The 19,244-nt window shown below is 66.5% G+C and carries 17 protein-coding genes and 4 pseudogenes; 11 read left to right on the top strand and 10 right to left on the bottom strand.

Features of this window, described 5'->3' with window-relative positions:
• Positions 1-119 precede the first annotated feature (119 nt).
• Positions 120-1,019: a LysR family transcriptional regulator gene (locus EZH22_RS02420; RefSeq protein ID WP_203194210.1), complete on the bottom strand. Its 900-nt coding sequence runs from the start codon at positions 1,017-1,019 to the stop codon at positions 120-122.
• Between the two features lie 139 nt (positions 1,020-1,158).
• Here EZH22_RS02420 and EZH22_RS02415 point away from each other — a divergent pair, with 139 nt between their 5' ends.
• The 6 genes from EZH22_RS02415 to EZH22_RS02390 all read left to right on the top strand — a co-directional run bounded on the left by EZH22_RS02415 (position 1,159) and on the right by EZH22_RS02390 (position 7,079).
• A complete protein-coding gene (locus EZH22_RS02415; RefSeq protein WP_203196343.1) occupies positions 1,159-1,932 on the top strand; it encodes an SDR family oxidoreductase in 774 nt (257 codons plus the stop codon).
• 96 nt (positions 1,933-2,028) lie between these two features.
• Complete coding sequence (locus EZH22_RS02410; RefSeq protein ID WP_203194209.1) at positions 2,029-3,405, top strand: aldehyde dehydrogenase family protein; 1,377 nt, start codon at positions 2,029-2,031, stop codon at positions 3,403-3,405.
• Positions 3,406-3,414: 9 nt separating this feature from the next.
• Entirely contained in the window at positions 3,415-3,684 is a 270-nt protein-coding gene (locus EZH22_RS02405; RefSeq protein WP_203194208.1) for a hypothetical protein, read from the top strand.
• A 15-nt stretch (positions 3,685-3,699) separates the two neighbouring features.
• Complete coding sequence (locus tag EZH22_RS02400; RefSeq protein ID WP_203194207.1) at positions 3,700-4,914, top strand: low temperature requirement protein A; 1,215 nt, start codon at positions 3,700-3,702, stop codon at positions 4,912-4,914.
• A 12-nt stretch (positions 4,915-4,926) separates the two neighbouring features.
• Positions 4,927-5,514, top strand: a complete 588-nt coding sequence (locus EZH22_RS02395) for a DUF924 family protein (protein WP_203194206.1) — start codon at positions 4,927-4,929, stop codon at positions 5,512-5,514.
• A gap of 218 nt (positions 5,515-5,732) precedes the next feature.
• On the top strand, positions 5,733-7,079 hold the full coding sequence (locus tag EZH22_RS02390) for an RsmB/NOP family class I SAM-dependent RNA methyltransferase (protein WP_203194205.1): 1,347 nt from the start codon (positions 5,733-5,735) through the stop codon (positions 7,077-7,079).
• Positions 7,080-7,128: 49 nt separating this feature from the next.
• Here the strand turns inward: EZH22_RS02390 and EZH22_RS02385 are convergent, their stop codons facing one another.
• The 6 genes and pseudogenes from EZH22_RS02385 to EZH22_RS33130 all read right to left on the bottom strand — a co-directional run.
• Positions 7,129-9,162, bottom strand: coding sequence for a YgiQ family radical SAM protein (locus tag EZH22_RS02385; RefSeq protein ID WP_203196342.1), 2,034 nt, complete (start codon positions 9,160-9,162; stop codon positions 7,129-7,131).
• A gap of 368 nt (positions 9,163-9,530) precedes the next feature.
• Positions 9,531-10,277, bottom strand: coding sequence for an SDR family oxidoreductase (locus tag EZH22_RS02380; RefSeq protein ID WP_203194204.1), 747 nt, complete (start codon positions 10,275-10,277; stop codon positions 9,531-9,533).
• 25 nt (positions 10,278-10,302) lie between these two features.
• Positions 10,303-11,271 (bottom strand): Bug family tripartite tricarboxylate transporter substrate binding protein, encoded by a 969-nt coding sequence (locus EZH22_RS02375; RefSeq protein ID WP_203194203.1) that lies wholly within the window; start codon positions 11,269-11,271, stop codon positions 10,303-10,305.
• 37 nt (positions 11,272-11,308) lie between these two features.
• Positions 11,309-11,620 carry an AtuA-related protein gene (locus tag EZH22_RS33140; RefSeq protein ID WP_203194202.1) on the bottom strand — a complete coding sequence of 104 codons (312 nt, stop codon included), beginning with the start codon at positions 11,618-11,620 and terminating at the stop codon, positions 11,309-11,311.
• Positions 11,621-11,633: 13 nt separating this feature from the next.
• Positions 11,634-11,816, bottom strand: coding sequence for a hypothetical protein (locus EZH22_RS33135; protein WP_456300863.1), 183 nt, complete (start codon positions 11,814-11,816; stop codon positions 11,634-11,636).
• A gap of 128 nt (positions 11,817-11,944) precedes the next feature.
• Positions 11,945-12,976, bottom strand: a pseudogene (locus tag EZH22_RS33130) (acyclic terpene utilization AtuA family protein); the annotation flags it as partial.
• 86 nt (positions 12,977-13,062) lie between these two features.
• On the opposite strand from EZH22_RS33130, the gene EZH22_RS02360 reads away from it, so the two are divergent.
• On the top strand, positions 13,063-13,974 hold the full coding sequence (locus EZH22_RS02360) for a LysR family transcriptional regulator (RefSeq protein WP_203194201.1): 912 nt from the start codon (positions 13,063-13,065) through the stop codon (positions 13,972-13,974).
• A gap of 175 nt (positions 13,975-14,149) precedes the next feature.
• Here the strand turns inward: EZH22_RS02360 and EZH22_RS02355 are convergent.
• Both EZH22_RS02355 and EZH22_RS02350 read right to left on the bottom strand, forming a co-directional pair.
• Positions 14,150-14,708, bottom strand: a pseudogene (locus EZH22_RS02355) (HoxN/HupN/NixA family nickel/cobalt transporter); the annotation flags it as partial.
• Positions 14,709-14,929: 221 nt separating this feature from the next.
• Positions 14,930-15,313, bottom strand: a complete 384-nt coding sequence (locus EZH22_RS02350) for a LysR substrate-binding domain-containing protein (protein WP_210352034.1) — start codon at positions 15,311-15,313, stop codon at positions 14,930-14,932.
• On the opposite strand from EZH22_RS02350, the pseudogene EZH22_RS02345 reads away from it, so the two are divergent.
• From EZH22_RS02345 to EZH22_RS02335, 4 genes and pseudogenes are all read left to right on the top strand, one after another.
• Positions 15,296-15,520: pseudogene (locus tag EZH22_RS02345) on the top strand (aldehyde dehydrogenase family protein); the annotation flags it as partial. The gene EZH22_RS02350 and the pseudogene EZH22_RS02345 overlap by 18 nt on opposite strands.
• Before the next feature lie 122 nt (positions 15,521-15,642).
• Positions 15,643-15,905 (top strand): annotated as a pseudogene (locus EZH22_RS02340) (gamma-glutamyltransferase); the annotation flags it as partial.
• A 63-nt stretch (positions 15,906-15,968) separates the two neighbouring features.
• Positions 15,969-16,301, top strand: a complete 333-nt coding sequence (locus tag EZH22_RS31585; RefSeq protein ID WP_231711605.1) for a LysR substrate-binding domain-containing protein — start codon at positions 15,969-15,971, stop codon at positions 16,299-16,301.
• 117 nt (positions 16,302-16,418) lie between these two features.
• A complete protein-coding gene (locus EZH22_RS02335) occupies positions 16,419-17,858 on the top strand; it encodes a M20/M25/M40 family metallo-hydrolase (RefSeq protein WP_203194199.1) in 1,440 nt (479 codons plus the stop codon).
• A gap of 373 nt (positions 17,859-18,231) precedes the next feature.
• On the opposite strand, the gene EZH22_RS02330 is transcribed toward EZH22_RS02335, so the two are convergent.
• Entirely contained in the window at positions 18,232-19,011 is a 780-nt protein-coding gene (locus EZH22_RS02330; RefSeq protein WP_203194198.1) for a GntR family transcriptional regulator, read from the bottom strand.
• Between the last annotated feature and the right edge of the window lie 233 nt (positions 19,012-19,244).

The following is a 19,244-nucleotide window of genomic DNA, read 5'->3' as shown; positions in this document are numbered from 1 at the left end:
AGCCGCGGCAATGGCGTCAGCACGGACACCTCCCGGCAACGGAGAGGGGAGCGCCATAGCCCGGGTTGATGGCCGAGAACCTACTCCGCAGCAAGTTGGCCGTTCGGCCTGCCGCTTTCCTAGAGAATTTCCCGTTTCAGGAGCTGCTCCAGCCAATCGGCAAAGGCCTGAAGCCTGCGAGACAGATGCTGACGGTGCGGATAGAGCAGCGTCATCGGCATGGCCGCAGCCCGGTGCCCGGGCATGACCTCGACGAGTTCGCCTGCGGCGAGGTGGCGTTTGACGTCATAAGCTGGGATCTGGATGAGGCCGAGATCGGCAAGACAACAGGCGATATAAGCTTCGGCGCTGTTGACGGTAACGCGGGCGCGCATCGGCAGCATCCGGACCTCGCTGTCCTCCACCCATTCCCAATCCTCGACGCGACCCGTGGAAGGCGAGGCATAATTGACGGCCAGATGCCCACCGAGATCGCCCGGCGTGCCCGGTGTGCCATGTCGGGCGAGATAGCCGGGGCTGGCGACATTGATCAGCGGGAGGTCGCCGATCTTGCGGGCGATGAGACCTGAATCGCTCAGCGGTCCGACCCGCAGCACGCAATCGACGCTCTCCTCCACGAGGTTCACCGCCCGATCGGTGACACGCAGCTCGATGTCGAGTTGGGGATGGCGGGCGAGGAATTCCGGCAGCGCCGGCGCGATGATCAGTCTCCCGATCCGGCCCGGCACGTCGATGCGCAGGCTACCGCTCGGTCCGACCGACGTCTGCCGGAACAACCCCTCGGTCTCCTCCACATCGGCGATCAGGCGCAAGCAGCGCTCATAGAAGGCGGCGCCGTCCTGGGTCGGGGAGACCTTCCGGGTGGTGCGGTGAAGCAGGCGGGCTCCGACCCGTGCTTCGAGATCGATCACAGCGGCCGATACGGACGAACGCGGCAGCCCGAGGGTGTCGGCGGCGCGGGTAAAGCTCGCGCATTCGACAACGCGGGTGAAGGTGCGGAAAAGGTCGATACGGTCCACGGGCGCCAGCTCGGTTGATTGTCCGTCATTTCTGACAGGTGATGTCAAAATGAGCGGATTTATGAGAAATCTATAGACGATATGGTGTGCCGCATGAAGCGGTCCCGTGGGTGGCCGCCGGGCAAGGAGGCCAACGCCGATGACCGATCACAGCATCAGGGGAAAAACCGTTCTCATCGCCGGCGGCGCGAAGAACCTCGGCGGGCTGATCGCGCGCGATCTCGCCGCGCAGGGCGCGAAGGCGATTGCCGTCCACTACAACACCGGCGTCACAAAGCCGGCCGCCGACGAGACCGTGGCGGCGATCAAGGCGGCGGGGGCGGACGCCTTCGCCTTCCAGGCCGACCTCACCACAGCCGGAGCGACCGAAAAACTGTTCACTGACGCCAAGGCGGCGTTGGGTGGCATCGATATCGCCATCAACACGGTCGGCAAAGTGCTGAAGAAGCCGATGGTCGAGATCTCGGAAGCTGAATATGACGAGATGACGGCGGTGAACTCGAAGAGTGCTTTCTTCTTCATCAAGGAATCCGGAAAGCACCTCAACGACAAGGGCAAGATCTGCAGCGTCGTGACGTCGCTGCTTGGCGCGTTCACGCCCTTCTACGCTGCCTATGCCGGCACCAAGGCCCCGGTCGAACATTTCACCCGCGCGGCGTCGAAGGAGTTCGGCGCGCGCGGCATCTCGGTGACGGCGATCGGCCCCGGCCCGATGGATACCCCCTTTTTCTACCCCGCCGAGGGCGCCGATGCAGTCGCCTATCACAAGACCGCGGCGGCGCTGTCGAACTTCTCCAAGACCGGCCTGACCGACATCGAGGACATCGTCCCCTTCATCCGCTTCCTCGTCTCGGAGGGCTGGTGGATGACCGGCCAGACCATTCTCGTCAACGGCGGCTACACGACGAAGTAACCCGGGAAGCGGCCGGGGCCGGGCCCCGGCCGCTTCTGTTTTTCAGACGTTGTTTCGATGGAGCCAACGTCGCGTCGCCGCACCGGGAGTTTCGTCATGACCAACCGATTCCAGGCTCTGTTCGACGTGCAGCGGGAGCATTTCCTGAGCGACGCGACCAAAAGCCATGACTGGCGGATCGACCAGCTCGACCGCATGGAGCGGATGCTCGCCGACAACAAGGATGCGTTCTGCGCCGCACTCTACCGGGACTTCGGGAAGCCGCCCTTCGAGCAGCTCTTCGAGATCACCGTGCCAACCGGCGTGATCAAATATTATCGCGAGAACCTGAAGGCGCTGATGGCGCCGCAGCCCGTCGACCTCCCCAGGGGGTTGGAGGAAACCGGCAATAGGGGCGTTATCTACAAGGAGCCCTATGGCGTGATGCTGGTGATCGGCCCGTTCAACGCGCCGATCCTGCTGCTGCTCGACCCTGCCATCGCGGCGCTGGCCGCCGGCAACCCGGTGATCCTCAAGCCCGCCAACACGACGCCCGCAACGGCAGCGCTGTTTGCCACGTTGATCCCGCAATATTTCGCGCCGGAGAACGTTGCCGTCGTCACCGGCGGGCGCGAGGAGATCGGCGAGCTCCTGGCATTGCCCTTCGACTTCATCTTCTTCACCGGCTCGTCGGCCGTCGGCAAGGTGGTGATGCGCGCCGCGGCCGAGAATTTGACGCCCGTCATCCTTGAACTCGGCGGGCAGAACCCGACCATTGTCGATGCGACCGCCAACCTCGACATCGCCGCCGACCGCATCGCTTGGGGCCATAATGCCATCTCGGGCCAATGGTGCATCGCGCCGGGCTATGTCTACGTCCATGAAAGTGTCGCGGATGGCTTCATCGCGAAGCTCAAGGCATCGCTCGTCAAGATGTATGGCGAGGACCCGAGCCAGAGCCCGGACTTTGCGCGGATGATCAGCGAGCACGACGCCGAGCGGGTCGCCTCCTATATCCTGCCGGAAAAAGTCGTCCATGGCGGGCGCTATGACGTCAAGGCACGTTACATCGAGCCGACGCTGCTCTATCCCTCGACCTGGGACGATCCGGCGCTGCAGCAGGAGGTGTTCGGCCCGGTGCTGCCGGTCATGCCGTATGGCGACCTCAAGGAGATGGTGACAGTCATCAAGCGCAAGCCGAAGCCGCTCGCCGCCTACATCTTCAGCAAGGATTCGGCGATGATCGACTTCGTGCTGGGATCGCTCTCCTTTGGCGGCGGCTGTATCAACCAGACCAACCTGCACTGCTGGATCGACAGCCTGCCTTTCGGCGGCGTCGGCAACAGCGGCATGGGCAAATATTACGGCAAGGCTGGATTCGACGCGCTCAGCAACACCAAGGCCATGCTGATCGGCAATCCCGATCTCGAGCTCGATGTTTTCCCGCCCTATGCCGGCAAGGACATCGCCAAGAACCTGAGCGTGTTTTCATAAGGGGGCGTCATGCACATGCTGATGGTCATCGCGGGGGGCATCGTCCTGCTCTGCGTCTTCGTGCTGTTCGGCCAGCTCTGGGGCGGCACGACGCCGGCTCTCGCCACGGCCGCCAAGGTCTTCATCCCTGTCTGGCTCATCGTGTCGGTCGCCAACCTCTGGGTCGGCGTCAACAGGGCCGGCTACACCGTGGCGCAAGAACTGCCCATCCTGCTGGTGGTCTTCGCCGTGCCGGCTGCGGTCGCGGCCATCGCCATCTGGCAATTCGCCCGCTCCTGACACGCTGGAACGCCCATGACCGACAGCTCCGCGGCCGACACGATCTCAGGCCATCACCCGCTGCTTCGTCGCCGCGACGGACATCATGCACGCGTCACCTTCGAGGAGCTGTTCTTCGACCTCGTCTATGTCTTCGCGGTGACGCAGCTCAGCCATGAACTGCTGACCAACCTCAATCTGACGGGCGTCATCGAGACGCTGATCCTCTGGTTCGCGGTTTGGCTCGGCTGGCAATATACCTGCTGGGTCACCAACTGGTTCGATCCCGAGACGCCGCGCATCCGCGGCATGATCTTCGCCGTAATGCTGGCGGGCCTCGTCATGGCCTCGGCGATCCCCGGCGCCTTCGGCGAGCGCGGGCTGGTTTTCGCCCTCGCCTATGCCGCGATCCAGGTGGGGCGCACCGCCTACATTGTCTGGGAGCTGGGTTCGGATCATCCGCTTGCTGCCAACTACCGGCGCATGCTCGGCTGGGTTTCCATCGCCGCCGCTTTCTGGATCGCTGGGGCCTTCGTCGAGCATGAAGTCCGCATGGCCCTGTGGGCGGTCGCGATCGCTTGCGAATATGTCTCGCCGATGTTTGGCTTTCCCCTGCCGGGGCTCGGCCGCTCGAAAACCAGCGACTGGACGATCGAGGGCGGGCATCTGGCCGAACGCTGCCAGCTCTTCGTGATCGTCGCCCTTGGCGAGACCCTGCTGGCGACCGGCGCCACCATGGCGCGGGCGGGGAGCTGGGATGTTCCGATCCTCTCGGCGCTGCTCGCGACGTTCCTGGGCACGCTCGCCATGTGGTGGCTCTATTTCGGCACATCGAGCAAGGATGCCACCGACGCCATTACCCATTCCGACGATCCCGGCCGGATGGGGGCGTATTTCCACTACATCCACGCCATTCTGGTCGCTGGGATCATCGCCACGGCCGTCGGCAACGATCTGGTGCTGGCGCATCCGCATGATCCGCTGAAGACGCCTTATGCCCTAGTCCTATCGATCGGGCCGGCGATCTATCTGCTCGGAAGCGCCGTCTACAAGAAGGCCGTCTACGGCGTGCTGCCGGCATCCCATATGGCGGGCGTGGCGGCGCTGCTGCTCCTGATCCCTGTCGCATCCGCCGTCGACCTGCTCGCCATGGGCTGGCTGACGACGCTCATCATGCTCGCCGTCGGCTTCTGGGAGGGCCGGATGCTGCGCAAGCGGCGGCTCTCGGCCGTCCGGCCGACGGCGCACTGAGAAGCCGACGGCATGAACCGGCAACGGGCCTGCATCCTTTCGCAGCCCGCGCGCGTCAAACCGGCGGGCAGCCGGTCGGGGGATGTTGTCGCCTTCTGGCGCGGCGCGTCGGCAAAATGGTTCGTCAAGGACGCGCGCTTCGACGTTGCCTTTCGCGACCGATTTATCGATCTTCACATGGAGGTCGCCGCACGTCGGCATGACGACTGGATGGCAACGCCGGACGGCGCGCTCGCGCTCCTGATCCTGGCCGATCAATTCCCCCGCAACGCTTTCCGCGGCACGGGCCACATGTATGCGACCGATCCGCTCGCCCGGCACTACGCGCGGCAGGCAGAAGAAGCCGGACACATGCCGCACGTCGAGGCCGATCTGCGTCTGTTCTTCTGCTTGCCCTTTGCCCATTCGGAGCATCTGGCCGACCAGGATTTCTCCGTGGCGCTGAACGCGCGGCTGGGCCAGCCGTGGCTGTCCCACGCCGAAGGCCATCGCGACATCATCCGCCGCTTCGGCCGCTTCCCGCACCGCAATCTGATGCTCGGTCGCTTCACAACTCCGGAGGAAGACGATTACCTCAAGGCCGGTGGCTTCCAGGGCTAGAACGGCGTCAGCGCCGCGGCCGGGCTGCTCCTGCGTCCACATCCGCAGCTTGAATCCCCTCGAAACCCCGCACGCAATGCCTCTACCCGTTCCAGAACGGCTCTCGGCGATGCGGTTGCGCCTGATCGCGGCGCGGGGAAATTCTCACGCGGCGGCGTCCAAACGGGATCAGCCCGGAGGGACATGCGAATCAATAGTCAGCGGCGGCGCCGTCGTCTATGGTGCCGCGCTTTTTCCAGCCTGATCGTCTCGAAGTGACCCCCGCCGCCCGTCTGCAAGCCACTCTCGATCTGATGCATGACGTCGATCGTGTCGCACGTCCCGCCGATGCAGTCGTCTCGGCGTGGTTTCGGTCCCGCCGCCATATCGGCGACAAGGATCGGGGCCAAATCTCCAATTTGCTCTATGCGCTGCTGCGACATCACGCCCGGCTGGGCTGGTGGTTGGCGAAGCACGGCCGGCCCGACGTGCCGCGCAACCGGCTCCTGGCATGGCTCGCGCTCGATGGGGGCAAGACGCCGGATCAGGTCCATGGCCTGTTCAACGGTGGAAAATTCGCGCCTGCGGTGTTGAGGGATCACGAGCGTGCGCTGCTGGTCAAATTGCAGGGCTGCCCCATGGACCATCCAGCCATGCCCGATGAGGTGCGCTTTGAATGTCCATCCTGGGCGGTCGAGCCATTGCGGCGCCGTTTCCATGACGCGTTCGGGCGCGAGATGGCTGCGCTTCTGACCGCGGCCCCGCTCGATCTGCGTGTCAATCCGCTCAAGTCCACGCGCGAGGTCATGCTGCGCGGGCTGCGCGATCTCGGCCTTCCGGCCGAGGCGGCGCCCATGGCGCCTTACGGCATTCGGGTGAAGGAGCGTCCCTCCTTGGCCAGCCTGCCCATGCTGAAAAGCGGCGAGGTCGAGATTCAGGACGAGGGCTCGCAGCTTGTCGCCATGCTGGTGGACGCGCGGCCGGGCGAACGCGTGGTCGATTTCTGCGCCGGAGCGGGCGGCAAGACGCTGGCCATTGCCGCGCAGATGGCCAACAAGGGCCACGTCATGGCCTGCGACGTCCTGGAGGGCCGCCTGAAGCGGGCCGCCGAGCGTTTCCGGCGTGCGGGCCTCCACAATATCGAGACCAGGCCCCTGGCCGGCGAAACGGATCGCTGGGTGAAACGTCACAAGGGCAGTTTCGATCGCGTGCTGGTCGATGCACCCTGCAGCGGCACCGGAACGTGGCGGCGCAATCCGGATGCGCGCTGGCGCCCGCTGGGCGCCGGGCTTGATCATCTCCTGCCGCTGCAGGCCCGTATTCTTGCGAGCGCGGCGCGGCTCGTGAAGCCCGGCGGACGGCTCGTCTACGCCACATGCTCCATGCTGCCCGAGGAAAACGAGGAGCAGGCGGCCGCCTTCCTCGCGGCGCATCCCGCCTTTCAGGTCGTGCCGCTGCGCGAGGCTGCGCCGCAGCTGACCTTTTCGGCCCATCCGGACTACCTGTCGCTGACGCCCGCGCGCCACGACACCGATGGATTTTTCGCCGCTGTCATGCAGCGCGAGGCCATGCCATCCGCCGAGTAAGTGTTGGTGCGGGGCAGGGCGGGGCACGCCGCCTGCCGGCGCCGACCGTTCACTTCCTTTGCAGGGGGACGCCCTTGGTGGTGAAGCGCTGCGTCCCACTGGAGCCGCGCACGGGTCGTCGCGTGCCGGCGGCCTTGCCTGTGCCGGGCGGCTGGTGCGCCGGCACGAGCTGGTCGGGGCGCGGGCCGATCAGGTCGGCGCGACCCATCTGCTTCAGCGCCTCGCGCAGCAGCGGCCAGTTGTCGGGATCATGGTAGCGCAGGAACGCCTTGTGCAGCCGGCGCTGCCGCAGCCCGGTGACCGTCACCACCTTGTCGCTCGCCCCGTGCCGCACGGCACGCAGCGGATTGACGCCGGTGTGGTACATGGCCGTGGCCGTGGCCATCGGCGACGGCAGGAACGTCTGCACCTGATCGGCGCGGTAGCGGTTCTTCTTGAGCCAGAGCGCGAGGTTCATCATGTCCTCGTCGGTCGTGCCCGGATGCGCCGCGATGAAATACGGGATGAGGTAATATTTCTTGCCGGCCTGCTTCACCGCGGCGTCGAACATCTCCTTGAAGCGATCGTAGGTGCCGATCCCCGGCTTCATCATCTTGTCGAGCGGGCCGCGCTCGGTGTGTTCGGGCGCGATCTTCAGATAGCCGCCGACGTGATGGGTCACCAGCTCCTTGATGTATTCGGGGCTCTTCACCGCGAGGTCATAGCGCACGCCGGACGCGACCATCACCCTCTTGAGGCCCTCCACCTCGCGCACCTTGCGATAGAGCCGGATCAGATCGTCGTGCGAGGTGTTGAGGTTCGGGCAGATGTCGGGGAAGACGCAGGAGGGCAGCCGGCACGCCGCCTCGATCTTGGGATCCTTGCAGGCCATCCGGTACATGTTGGCGGTCGGTCCGCCGATGTCCGAGATCACCCCCGTGAAGCCGGGCGTCCGGTCCCGGATCTGCTCGATCTCGCGCAGGATCGAGCCCTCAGAGCGGTTCTGGATGATGCGACCCTCGTGCTCGGTGATGGAGCAGAACGTGCAGCCGCCGAAGCAGCCGCGCATGATGGTCACCGAGAACTTGATCATGTCCCAGGCCGGGATCTTGGCATCGCCGTAGGACGGATGCGGCGCGCGGGCATAGGGCAGATCGTAGACCGCGTCCATCTCGGCGGAGGTCAGCGGGATGGGCGGCGGATTGAGCCACAGATCGCGGTCGCCGTGGCGCTGGACCAGCGGGCGCGCATTGCCGGGATTGCTCTCCCGGTGCAGCACGCGCGAGGCGCGGGCATAGGCTTCCTTGTCCTGCTCCACCTGCTCGTAGGCCGGAAGGCGGATCACCACGTCGCCGGGCCGGCGGGCGGCCCCCTCGTCGGCGGAATCGAGATCGTCGGCGTGGAGTTCCGCATAGTGCTCAGGCACACGGCGGAACAGCGCGACGCCGCGGATGGAATCAAGATCGCGCGGCGGCTCACCGGCGGCAAGGCGGTTCGCCACCTCGACGATGGCGCGCTCGGCGTTGCCGTAGACCAGCAGATCCGCCTTGGCGTCCGCCAGGATCGAGCGGCGCACCTTGTCCGACCAGTAGTCGAAATGCGCGATGCGGCGCAGCGACGCCTCGATGCCGCCGAGCACGATCGGCACGTCCTTGAACGCCTCGCGGCAGCGTTGCGTGTAGACGATGGTTGAGCGGTCCGGCCGCCGGCCGCCTTCCCCGCCGGGGGTGTAGGCGTCGTCGTGGCGCAGCCGGCGGTCCGCCGTGTAGCGGTTGACCATCGAGTCCATGTTGCCGCCGGTGACGCCGAAGAACAGTTTCGGCTTGCCCAGCGCCTTGAACGGCTCCGCCGACTGCCAGTCGGGCTGCGCGATGATGCCGACCCGGAAGCCCTGGGCTTCGAGCAGCCGGCCGATGATGGCCATGCCGAAGCTCGGATGATCCACATAGGCGTCGCCCGTCACCAGCACGATGTCGCAGGCGTCCCAACCGAGCGCCGTCATCTCGGCGCGGCTCATCGGCAGGAACGGCGCCGCCTTGGCGGACGTCGGCCGGTGGCAGGGCAGCGAATTCAAGGGTTTTTCGGCGTCGGCTCGGGTGTCCATGACGTCCACGCATAAGGCTCCACCGCAGCGAATTCAACTCACGGGGGGCGGGCCCTGGACCAATACCCGCGTCCAAGGCCAAACGGCGGCGACGCGCGGACCCTCGAGGGTCTTCAGCCTGCGGCCGAAATTGCAGGCGATGATGATGACCGGTAGCGCCGCGCACCCCCGAAGAGCCGCGGCTCGGGGGATGCTTCGGTCCGGAGGCCGTTGCAACCGGTCGCAACGCTCATTGCGCGGCGCCGGCTCTCGACGGCCGAGATGTCAATCATCAGCGGCACGACAGCGGGGTGGTCACCGTGGCGGGATCGACGCCCTTGCAATTGCGGTTGAACAGTGAGCGCGGCGCATGTGGCAGGCCGCCGCTCTCATCGTCCGCCGGCGACGTCGATGCAGGTGCCGTGGACATAGGAGGCGCCCTCCGACACGGCCCACAGGGCGACCTCCGCCACCTCCTGCGCCGTGCCCGACCGTCCGAGGGGCACGGACTGCCGCGCCAGCGCGCGCATCTGGTCGAGGCCGCCATGCACGGAATGGATCTCTGTCTCGATCAGGCCCGGCCGCAGCGCGTTCACGCGGATGCCTTCGCCGCCCACCTCCTTGGCCAGCGCCAGCGTTAAGGAATCGATCGCGCCCTTCGAGCCGGCATAGGCGGTGCCGCCGCCGAGCCCGCCCAGCCGCGATGCCACGGACGACATGTTGAGGATGGCGCCCCCCGGCCCGCCGTGCCGGGTGGACATGCGCCGGATCGCTTCCCGCGCGCAATAATAGGCGCTGAAGACGTTGGCCCTGAACACCTCTTCCAGCTGCCCCGGCGCCGCATCGGCAAGGCGGAAGCTCGCCAGCACGCCGGCGTTGTTGATGAGGGCGCCGACCCGGCCGAACGCCTGGTCGAGCTCGGCAAACATGCGCTCGACCTCCTCCGGGCGGCTCACATTGGCGGCCAGCGCCACCGCCCGCCCGCCGTCCGCGCCGATCTCGCGCACCAGTTCCAGCGCGGCGTCGGCACTGCGGTGGTAGTTCACGCCGACGCTCCAGCCCTGCCGCGCGGCGAGCAGCGCGATCTGCGCCCCGATGCCCCGGCTGGCGCCGGTCACCAGCATCACCTTGCTCATGGTTTTTCTCTTTCCGGGGCGCCCCTCACTGGGGCTCGATATTGGCTTCCTTGACAAGGCGCCGCCACGTGACGATCTCGTCGGCGATGAAGGCCTTGAGCTGCACCGGCCCCATGGCCTGCGGCACGAGGCCGATGGCGCCGAACTTCTCCGTCATTTCGGGGGCGGCCAGCACCCGGCTGATGTCGGCGTGGATCTTGTTCACCACGTCCGCCGGCACGCCGGCGGGGCCGACCACGGCGAACCAGGCGGTGATGTCGTAGCCCGGCAGGGTGGTGGCGACGGGCGGCCAGCTCGGCTCCAGCGCGTTCGGCGCCAGCGACGTCACCGCGAGCCCGCGGAGCGCGCCGCGCTTGGCCTGGGCTATGGCATTGCCGATGTCGACGAAGGTGAAGTCGATGGACCCGCCCAGAAGGTCGTTCACCGCCTGGGTGATGCCCTTGTAGGGCACGCTGACCACGTCGAGGCCGGCCATGCGCGCCAGCATGGAGATGGAGACCTGCGAGCTGGAGGAGCCGTAGCCGGCCGTCAGCTTGCCGGGATGGGCCTTGGCATGGGCGATGAAGCCGGCGAGGTCCTTGGCCGGGAAGTCCCCCTTCACCATCAGCACCAGCGCGTTCAAGCCCACCCCGGCGATGGGGGTGAAATCCCGGTTCGGGTCGTAGGGCAGGCTCTTGAACAGGGCGACGTTGGAAGAGATGGCCGAGTTCGAGGAGAACAGCAGCGTGTAGCCGTCGGGCGCGGCACGCACCACCTCCATCACCGCGATGGAGCCGCCGGCACCGGGCCGGTTGTCGATCACGAACGGCTGGCCGAGCTTCACCTGCAGCTCCTGTCCCACGGTGCGGGCGGCAAGGTCGGTGGCGGTGCCGGCCGGGAACGGCACCACGAACCGCACCGTTCGCATCGGCCAGGTCTCGGCGAGGGCCGCCGACGCGGCGCAGGCGAGGGCCGCGCAGACGGCGAGCCCCTTCAGCAGTCTCAGGGCCTTCATGGCATTTCCTCCGGTTGTTTTTTGACTTTGGGCGGCGTTACGCGATGGGCAGGGTGAGCAGGTGGAAGGACAGGGCCTTGCCGTGCATGTCCAGGTCGAGGGAATCGTTCACCCCGCCATCCAGCACGTCCTCCAGCACGAAGTTCATGGCGGCGAGGCGGGGCAGCAGGTAGCGGGTGACGCTGCTCGGCCGGCGGTAGGCGAAATGGGCGGCGACGCGCGCCTCGCTCGCCTGCGCTACCAGCAGGTCCCAGTCCTCGCGCCGGTAGGCGATGAGGCTGATGTTGGAATGGTTGCCCTTGTCGCCGGTGCGGGCGTGGGCGATGTCGTAGAGCGTGCGCCGGTCCATGGGCCTCTCCGGATCAGGCGGCGAAGGTGAAGGAGGCGGGCAGCGCCTCCCGTGGCACGAGGCACGAGCGCATGGTGAGCCGCCGTCGCTTGGCGGTGCGTACCCCACCCCCGCCCGCCGGCCCGCCGGTCCACAGGGCGGTGACCTCGCGATGCAGGCGATCGATGAGCGCCTCGTCGTCGGTGCGCGCCGCCACCCGCAGCCGCACGTCCGTGGCTCCGCCGGGGGCACCGCGGCCAGCATGGCGCCGGCATCGTCGCCGAGCACGCTGAGGACGCCGATCAGGTCGAAGCGCAGGGTCAGCACGTCGCCGAGGCGCCGGCGCATCACCTCCATGGCGAGGCGGGCGCGGGCCTCGGCGTTGGGGCCAGCATAGGAGATCTCGGCGTCGCCGAACCAGCCGCCGTCGAAGAAAGCATTGGCCTTCAGGGTCGGCGTGCGGGGGTGGCCGCGCACGCCCGACAGGCGCACCGCCCCAGGCCGCAGCTCCTCCACGTCCGCCGCGGTGATGTCGGCCACCACGTCGGGGGTGATGTAGGCGGCCGGGTCGTGCAGCTCATAGAGCAGTTGCTCCTTCACCGTCATGGCGCTGACGAGGCCGCCGGTACCGTCCGCCTTGGTGATGACGGTGCTGCCGTCCGGCGCGATCTCAGCGATGGGGAAGCCCACGTCTTCCAGGCCCGGCACTTCCTTGCGGCCGGGATCGGCGAAATAGCCGCCGGACACCTGCGCCCCGCATTCCAGCAGGTGGCCCGCCATGGTCGCCCCGGCGAGCTGGTCCCAGTCCGTGCGGCCCCACCCATAGTGGGCGATGGCCGGGCCGAGGGTGAGGGAGGGATCGGCGACGCGGCCGGTGACCACCACCTGGGCCCCGGCGCGGATAGCGTCGGCGATCTCGAATGCGCCCTGATAGGCGTTGGCGCAGACGAAGCGGTCGGCGTCGAAGGCGTTGCCGAGGCTCGCGGCGACGCGGGCGCGGCCCTCGCCCTCGGACAGGTCGTCGCCTCCCAGCACCGCGATGCGCGGGCGCCCGAGGCCGAGTTCCTGCGCCAGCTCCGCGACGGCGCGGGCGGCGCCCCCGGGATTGGCCGCGCCGAAATTGCCGACGATGGTGATGCCGTGCGCGAGGCAGTCCGCGAGCACCGGGCGCAGGGTCATCTCCAGCAGCGGCTCGTAGCCCTTGTCCGGGTTCGCGCGCCGGGCGAGCTGTGCCGCCGCGAGGGTGCGCTCGGCGAGGGTCTCGAAAATGAGCGCGGCCGGACCGCCGCGCGCGATGAGGGTGCGCACCACCGGCGCCGCCGCATCCACGCGGTCGCCCGAAAAGCCCGCGCCGCAGCCGATGGCCAATGTCTCCATGCCCAAATGTCCTCCGCGGCGGAGATTGCCGCGGCGCGCGCCACAAGTTAAATGGAATTATCCAAACAATTATGCGGCTTTGCTTCATGAACCTGTCCGGCCGGTTGATTGACGCGTTCCTGGCGCTGGAGGAGGCGCGGCGCTTCTCGGTGGCGGCGGAGCGCTGCCACATGTCGCCCTCCGCGTTCAGCCAGGCCATCGCCAGGCTGGAGCAGGTGGTGGGCGTGCGCCTGTTCGACCGCGACACCCGCACGGTGACCCTGACCGCGGAGGGCGAAGTGTTCGCCGCCGGCGCCCGGCGCATCGCCGGCGAGATGCAGACGGCGGTGGATGAGCTGAAGCGGCGGGCGAGCCTCAGGGTCGGACGCGTTGCCATCGCGGCGCCGCCGTCCATGGCCTCCGCGTGGCTGCCCGCACTGCTGGCCGTGTTCCGGCGCGAGCATCCCGCCATCGCGCTCAGCCTGCACGATGTGGTGGCCGATCGCTGCCTCGACCTGGTGCTGCAGGGACAGGTGGATTTCGGCCTCAACGCCCAGCAGGGCAACGACCTGGAGTTCGCGTCCCACCTCCTGTTCCATGAGCATTTCCTCGTGCTGTGCCGCGCCGGCGACCCGCTGGCGAAGCGCGCCAAGGTGAGCCTCAGGGACCTTAAGGGCCGGGACATGATCCACACGGTGCGCACCGGCAGCGTCTGGCAGCACCTGAAGCCTCTCCTCATCGACGCGCAGGTGCGCGACAGCGGCTTCGAGGTGGCGCAGTTCGGCACGGTGGCGGGGCTGGTGGCGGCGGGCTTCGGCATCAGCCTGGTGCCGGAATCGGCCCTGCCCCTGTGCCTGCGCGAGGATCTGGTTGCGGTGCCGCTCTCGAACCGCGGCGCGGTGCGCCCGCTGTTCATGATCCGTCGGCGCGACCGCGCGCTCTCCATCGCCGCGGAAAACCTGTGGGATCGGATCGTGCGCGATCGGGAGGAGGGCCAGCCGCCGCGCATCGCGCCGTGACCATGCACCGGGCTGGCACTCGGCTCCTGAGTTCTCGCCATCCCTCGTCGGCCTGATGATCTCGGCCGGAAATCACTGTTTCCATCGGATCCGAGGCAGCCGGGAGCGCGTGATCAACCTGCCGGCCACGGCGCTCACCGACACGGTGGGCGGCATCGGCGGGCAGCCGTGCGTCTCATGACGTGTGGATCTGAGCCCGCGCGGCGTTGCCCGCCGATGGGGCGTGCGCCGACCCGAGGCCATGCCAGCCGAGCCAGCCGGTATAAAGGCCGACCATCAGGATCAGGACGGCGGAGGCATAGGGGCGCGCGCCGGGCGAGCACGCCGGCCGACACCAGCGTGAGTGCAAGGCCGATGCTGAAGCACAGGACCAGGACGAAGCCGAGGCTGAAGGCCTTCAGCTGCATTCAGATCAGCAGCACGGTGATCGCCGCCGGGCAGGGGATCCGCCCGCCCGTCAATCCGAAGACGATGATCTGCCAGGTCGTCACCGGGCGGCCGGCAAAGCGATCGCCGATATCGGCAGCGTGGGCGCGCGCGTGGGCGTCGTCCTCGTCGCCCAGATTCATATGGGCATGGTCATGCTCCTCGAACGCGAGGGCGTGGATCTCCTCCGCTCCATCAGCGCGGCGCAGGCGCAGCTCCACTGAAAAGGCATGGGTCTCGGGAATAGCGTGGGCATTCTCGATGAACTCGCCCCACATGCGCCTGGGAAAGATCTTGGCGGCGGCATCAAGCCAGCGTGTTCGAGCTGTCCGTCGAAACCCTGGCTTCCGTGAGCGCGGCCACCCGTGCAGAACCTAGCCCGTCGCGCATCTTTCCATTCCTGCGCACCATTAAATTCTGCAGACCATCAAAATTCTGGATTAAATACCTATGCGCCATGCTGGGACACACCACGAGTGCATTGTATAAGCGATGACTACGGTGACGGGACGATGATCGCCCATTTTTGTCAATCGGCAGGGAAAACTCTTACCGCTGCGTGCAGCTGAGCTATGAATGCAGCTATCGACGGATTGCGCGTCTCGCCGCGTCGATATGCAATTGAAAGCTGCCGTACCATACGGGGTCTGGTCGCCTTCAGAACCAGACCGCCATCGCAATCGTGTGCCCGAAGCTTCGGCGTGATCGAGATTGAGCAACCCGAGCGCACGAGGGCGCGGACCACCTCGAAGCTGTTGCAGCGCGCATTCACGCGCGGTTCGAAGCCAGCCGTCCGGCAGGCGTCGATCATCACGTTGGCATAAGTGCTGGCGGCGGAGTCGAGGGCCCAGTTCTCCTTGCTCGGGTCGCCAAGCACGATGTGGGGTCGGAAGGCCACGTTGCGCGCGCTCATCGCGTGGCTGCTGCCGTCCGCGCGGGGACCTTCTGGATCAATGGCTACAAGACCATCAGCGTCATGTCGCCGTTCGGTGGCTTCGGCGGCAGTGGCTACGGTCGCTCGTCCGGCAGGGAGGCGCTGATGGCCTATGCCCAGACCAAGAGCGTTTGGGTCGAGACCTCCGCGAACTCTCCGGTGAGCTTCGGTTACGCACCTGAGTGATCGTCGAGCGATCGTTCGACGCACCAGGGGGCTGGCTGCGCATGGCGTCGCCGGCCCCCTCTTCATATGCGCCATCACCTGCACGCGCAGGGCGCCCCTCTCTCAAGTGGCGGTCCCGTATCATGTTCACGACCCGACCTGAGACCGCCGGCACGTTCGGCATGGCATGCAGCACCCATTGGCTCGCCAGCCAAGTGGCCATAGCGGTGCTCGAGCGGGGAGGCAATGCCTCGACGCCGCCGTCGCGGCGGGGTTCATGCTCCAGGTTGCCGAGCCCCATCTCAACGGACCAGGAGGCGAGATCCCGATTATCCTCCACCACGCCGCAACCGGTCGGCAGCACGTGATCTGCGGCCAGGGACCGGCCCCGCGCGGGCTCTCGATCGAAACCTTCGCTGCTCGACGCCATTACCAATGGCGATGCCGACATCGGAGCTGCTATAACCCGGTGATAGACACGCGCATCAGGTCGGCGGCGATAGCACGGCAGTCGCTTTACCTCGTCACGCCCAAAGGACACCCGCTTGGAGAGCGCGACGAGATTTCTCTGCGCGAGTGCGTCGATTTTCCATGCGGCCTGCTGGCAAAGGGACACGGTGTTCGGCAATTGGTTGGGCGGGTGGCGGCGGATAGCGGCGTCGCTCTGATTCCCCTTCTTGAAGCGAGCTCGATTGAAGTCCTGCGCCGTTTCGTGACATCCGGTCTCGGCGTGACCTTCCTGCCCAAGTTCTCCGTCGTGACGGAGCTGGAGCGAGGTGAAGTGCGTACCCCTGACCGATAGCCTCCTCGTTCAGGCCAGTGCACATCTGATCGTTCGCGCTCAACGAAGGCTGCCGACGTCGGTCGACCGGTTGGTGGGCTTCCTCTCCCAAGAGATGACCGCATTCAGGAAAGCGACATGACCCGCAGTGACGCCATCGCCCTGGCGGACGCCTCCTTCGCCTCAGGCCGCTTCGAAGACCGGCTTGCACAGCTCGTGGCGATTCCAAGTTGTTCCCAAGACCCGGCCCTCGAGCCGGAGCTCGAACGCTACCTCATCGGCGGCATCATCCCCTGGCTGTCAGGGATGGGATTCCGCTCCGAAGTTCACCCCAATGCGCGGGGCGGCGGCACAATCCTTCTGTTGGAGCGGATCGAGAGCCCGGAACTGCCGACGGTCATCACCTACGGCCATGGCGACGGGGTGCTCGGCATGGACGGGGAGTGGAGCCAGGGGCTGGTCCCGTGGGCGCTCCAGAGGCGTCACGACCGCTGGTACGGTCGTGGAACGGCTGACAACAAGGGCCAGCATGTCATCAACCTCTTCGCTCTGGAGGCCGTGCTTCAGGCCCGAGACGGACGTTTGGGCTTCAACGTGACGCTGGTGCTGGAGATGGCAGAAGAGCGCGGCTCCATCGGCCTGCGAGAGTTCGTTCAGGTCAATGCCCAGCGGCTTGCGGCCGATGTATTCATCGCCAGCGATGGGCCACGCGGTTCCCCGGGAATGCCCACGATCGCCGCGGGCTCGCGCGGCAACTATCATTTCGACCTGATCGTCGCGCCACGCAAGGGCGGCGTGCACTCCGGCCATTGGGGCGGCCTCACGGACGACCCGGCTATCGTGCTGTCACACGCGCTGGCAGCGATTTGCGATCGAAATGGACGCATCCTGGTGCGCGACTGGCTGCCCGAAGGCGGGGCGCCCTTGCCGGATCGTATTCGCTCCATGCTGGAGGGCTGCCCGCTCGACCCCGGAACGGACGCGGCCAGGATAGAACCGGACTGGGGCGAGCCCGCTCTGTCGCCGGCGGAGAAATTGTACGCCTGGAACAGCTTCATCGTCCTGTCGATGTTATCGGGAAAATCCGAGCAGCCCATGAACGCGGTGGCACCCGATGCCATTGCTCATTGCCAGATCCGTTACGTTCCCGGCACCGACCCTGAGATCATCGTTCCTGCGCTACGCCGGCATCTCGACGCTGCCGGCTTCCAAGACGTGCGCATTGAGAATGGTCGGATCGGGATGCCCGCGAGCGCCAAGCCACTTCCGAACGAGTGGGTTGAGTTCGTAGCGCGCAGCTTCACCGAATCGTTGGGCATTCCGAGCCAAGTCATTCCGCAGGTGTCCGGCGGCATGCCGGGGGATGTCTTCCAGGACGTCCTGTCGGTTCCCTTAGTTTGGATCCCGCATGGCCACAACGGCTGCAAACAGCACGGTGCCGACGAGCACCTGCTGATCGAAGTTGCTCGGCAGGGTGTTCGGGGCTTCGCAGGCTTGTGGTGGGACCTGGGTGAGCGATCTGGCCGTGTCGGGCTCTCCGCAGGCGCCCGCCGTTTTGCGCGGCCTGCGAGCGGCTAGCTGGCGGCGTCAGGCGAAACCACTCTGCGAATGCGATTGGAGAAGGCAGGTGCCGGAGCCGATTGGCCCGGCCCTGATCGAGTCCCTCGATCAACGCGGTCTTCGCCATCTCCTGGCTGTCGTACGGGAGGGATCGGTTCGGGGCAGATCTTCTCCATGTCACACCCCGGCCGTCAGCCGGCAGATCACCCGGCTGGAAGCTGCATGCGGTCGAGCCTCATTCAGAATCGGGTCGATAGCGAAGTGTAGACCTTCTGGTGTCGGTGGAGCTTTGCGACCTGAAGTGGGCGATAGAAGTCTCCCAATACAGTTGCGATTCTGGTGACGACTGGCGACGCAGCATCGAGATCCCGCGACGGACACCTTGCGTATCTCACTGTTCCCGGGCAGCAGCCATCCGGCTGCGGCGGCCTTCGGATGGCGGCGCCTTGCGGGTGGGGCGGCGCGCCACCTTCGGCGCGCTCGCGCCCTCGGCGTTGCCGCTCGCGGCCTCGAGCAGAATGCGTGTCGTTTCACGGAGATGGGCGACGATCAATTTGGCGGCGGTGTTGGGGTCGCGGGCCATGGCGGCTTCGAACAGGGCGCGGTGCTCCATGGCGACATTGCGGGTGAAGCGGTCGATCGGGCCGGAAAGCCGGCGATAGCGCTCCGCATGCTCCGACAACTGCCTTCTGATGCGCAGGAGCCATTGGGAATCGCAAGCCGATGCCACCGCCTCATGGAATTCTTGGTGGAGCCGTTCCCACTCATCGCTGACCCGCTGCCCATCAGGGGCCAGCAGGGGGGTGCGATCGAGCTGGTGGAAGGCGGCCGCGAGCTCGCCTTCCCATTGCAGCGAGCCAAGGGTGACGGAGCGGCGCACGCATTCCTCTTCCACATGCAGCCGCGCCTTGGTGAGGTCGATAAGATCGTCCGCCGACACGGGCGCCACCCGGAACCCCTTCTGCGGCTCGGACGTGACAAGCCCTTCGGCGCTCAGGCGCGACAGCGCCTCGCGCACGGCCGCAAGGCCGGTGGAGAAATGCTCGGCAAATTCGGAGATCTTCAGCTTCATGCCGGGCGATAGCCGGCAGGACAGGATGTCCGCACGCATCGTCGCATAGACCTCTTCGGCAAGGCTGGTTGAGCCCTGCTGCGCCGGTTGCGTCATCATCTTCCCCTTCACCACTCGCACGGTGCGCATCATAATCAATTTTATTAAAATAAATCAATAATATGTTTGTGGGCCGGCGATTGTTTGGTGGGCCGCGACAGCCTCTTGGACGGCGTGCAGGCGGCCCGCGCCCGCTTCCGCCCGCGTCGACGCGGCAAGGTTATAAAATTGATTTTTTATTGACTCATTTATTTTTGTCATCAATATCAATCCGCCGCCATGGCGAAGCGGAT

The sequence above is a fragment of the Xanthobacter dioxanivorans genome (assembly GCF_016807805.1).
In the GTDB taxonomy this organism is placed as follows: Bacteria; Pseudomonadota; Alphaproteobacteria; order Rhizobiales; family Xanthobacteraceae; genus Xanthobacter; species Xanthobacter dioxanivorans.
Note: the sequence above shows the minus strand (reverse complement) of the source record. Positions and strands in the feature narration are given on the sequence as shown.

Coding starts and splice junctions, on each gene's coding strand:
- EZH22_RS02415 (WP_203196343.1), top strand. CDS start 1,159: ATGACCGATCACAGCATCAGGGGAAAAACCGTTCTCATCGCCGGCGGC.
- EZH22_RS02410 (WP_203194209.1), top strand. CDS start 2,029: ATGACCAACCGATTCCAGGCTCTGTTCGACGTGCAGCGGGAGCATTTC.
- EZH22_RS02405 (WP_203194208.1), top strand. CDS start 3,415: ATGCACATGCTGATGGTCATCGCGGGGGGCATCGTCCTGCTCTGCGTC.
- EZH22_RS02400 (WP_203194207.1), top strand. CDS start 3,700: ATGACCGACAGCTCCGCGGCCGACACGATCTCAGGCCATCACCCGCTG.
- EZH22_RS02395 (WP_203194206.1), top strand. CDS start 4,927: ATGAACCGGCAACGGGCCTGCATCCTTTCGCAGCCCGCGCGCGTCAAA.
- EZH22_RS02390 (WP_203194205.1), top strand. CDS start 5,733: ATGGTGCCGCGCTTTTTCCAGCCTGATCGTCTCGAAGTGACCCCCGCC.
- EZH22_RS02385 (WP_203196342.1), bottom strand. CDS start 9,162: ATGGACACCCGAGCCGACGCCGAAAAACCCTTGAATTCGCTGCCCTGC.
- EZH22_RS02380 (WP_203194204.1), bottom strand. CDS start 10,277: ATGAGCAAGGTGATGCTGGTGACCGGCGCCAGCCGGGGCATCGGGGCG.
- EZH22_RS02375 (WP_203194203.1), bottom strand. CDS start 11,271: ATGAAGGCCCTGAGACTGCTGAAGGGGCTCGCCGTCTGCGCGGCCCTC.
- EZH22_RS33140 (WP_203194202.1), bottom strand. CDS start 11,620: ATGGACCGGCGCACGCTCTACGACATCGCCCACGCCCGCACCGGCGAC.
- EZH22_RS02360 (WP_203194201.1), top strand. CDS start 13,063: ATGAACCTGTCCGGCCGGTTGATTGACGCGTTCCTGGCGCTGGAGGAG.
- EZH22_RS02350 (WP_210352034.1), bottom strand. CDS start 15,313: ATGAGCGCGCGCAACGTGGCCTTCCGACCCCACATCGTGCTTGGCGAC.
- EZH22_RS02335 (WP_203194199.1), top strand. CDS start 16,419: ATGACCCGCAGTGACGCCATCGCCCTGGCGGACGCCTCCTTCGCCTCA.
- EZH22_RS02330 (WP_203194198.1), bottom strand. CDS start 19,011: ATGATGACGCAACCGGCGCAGCAGGGCTCAACCAGCCTTGCCGAAGAG.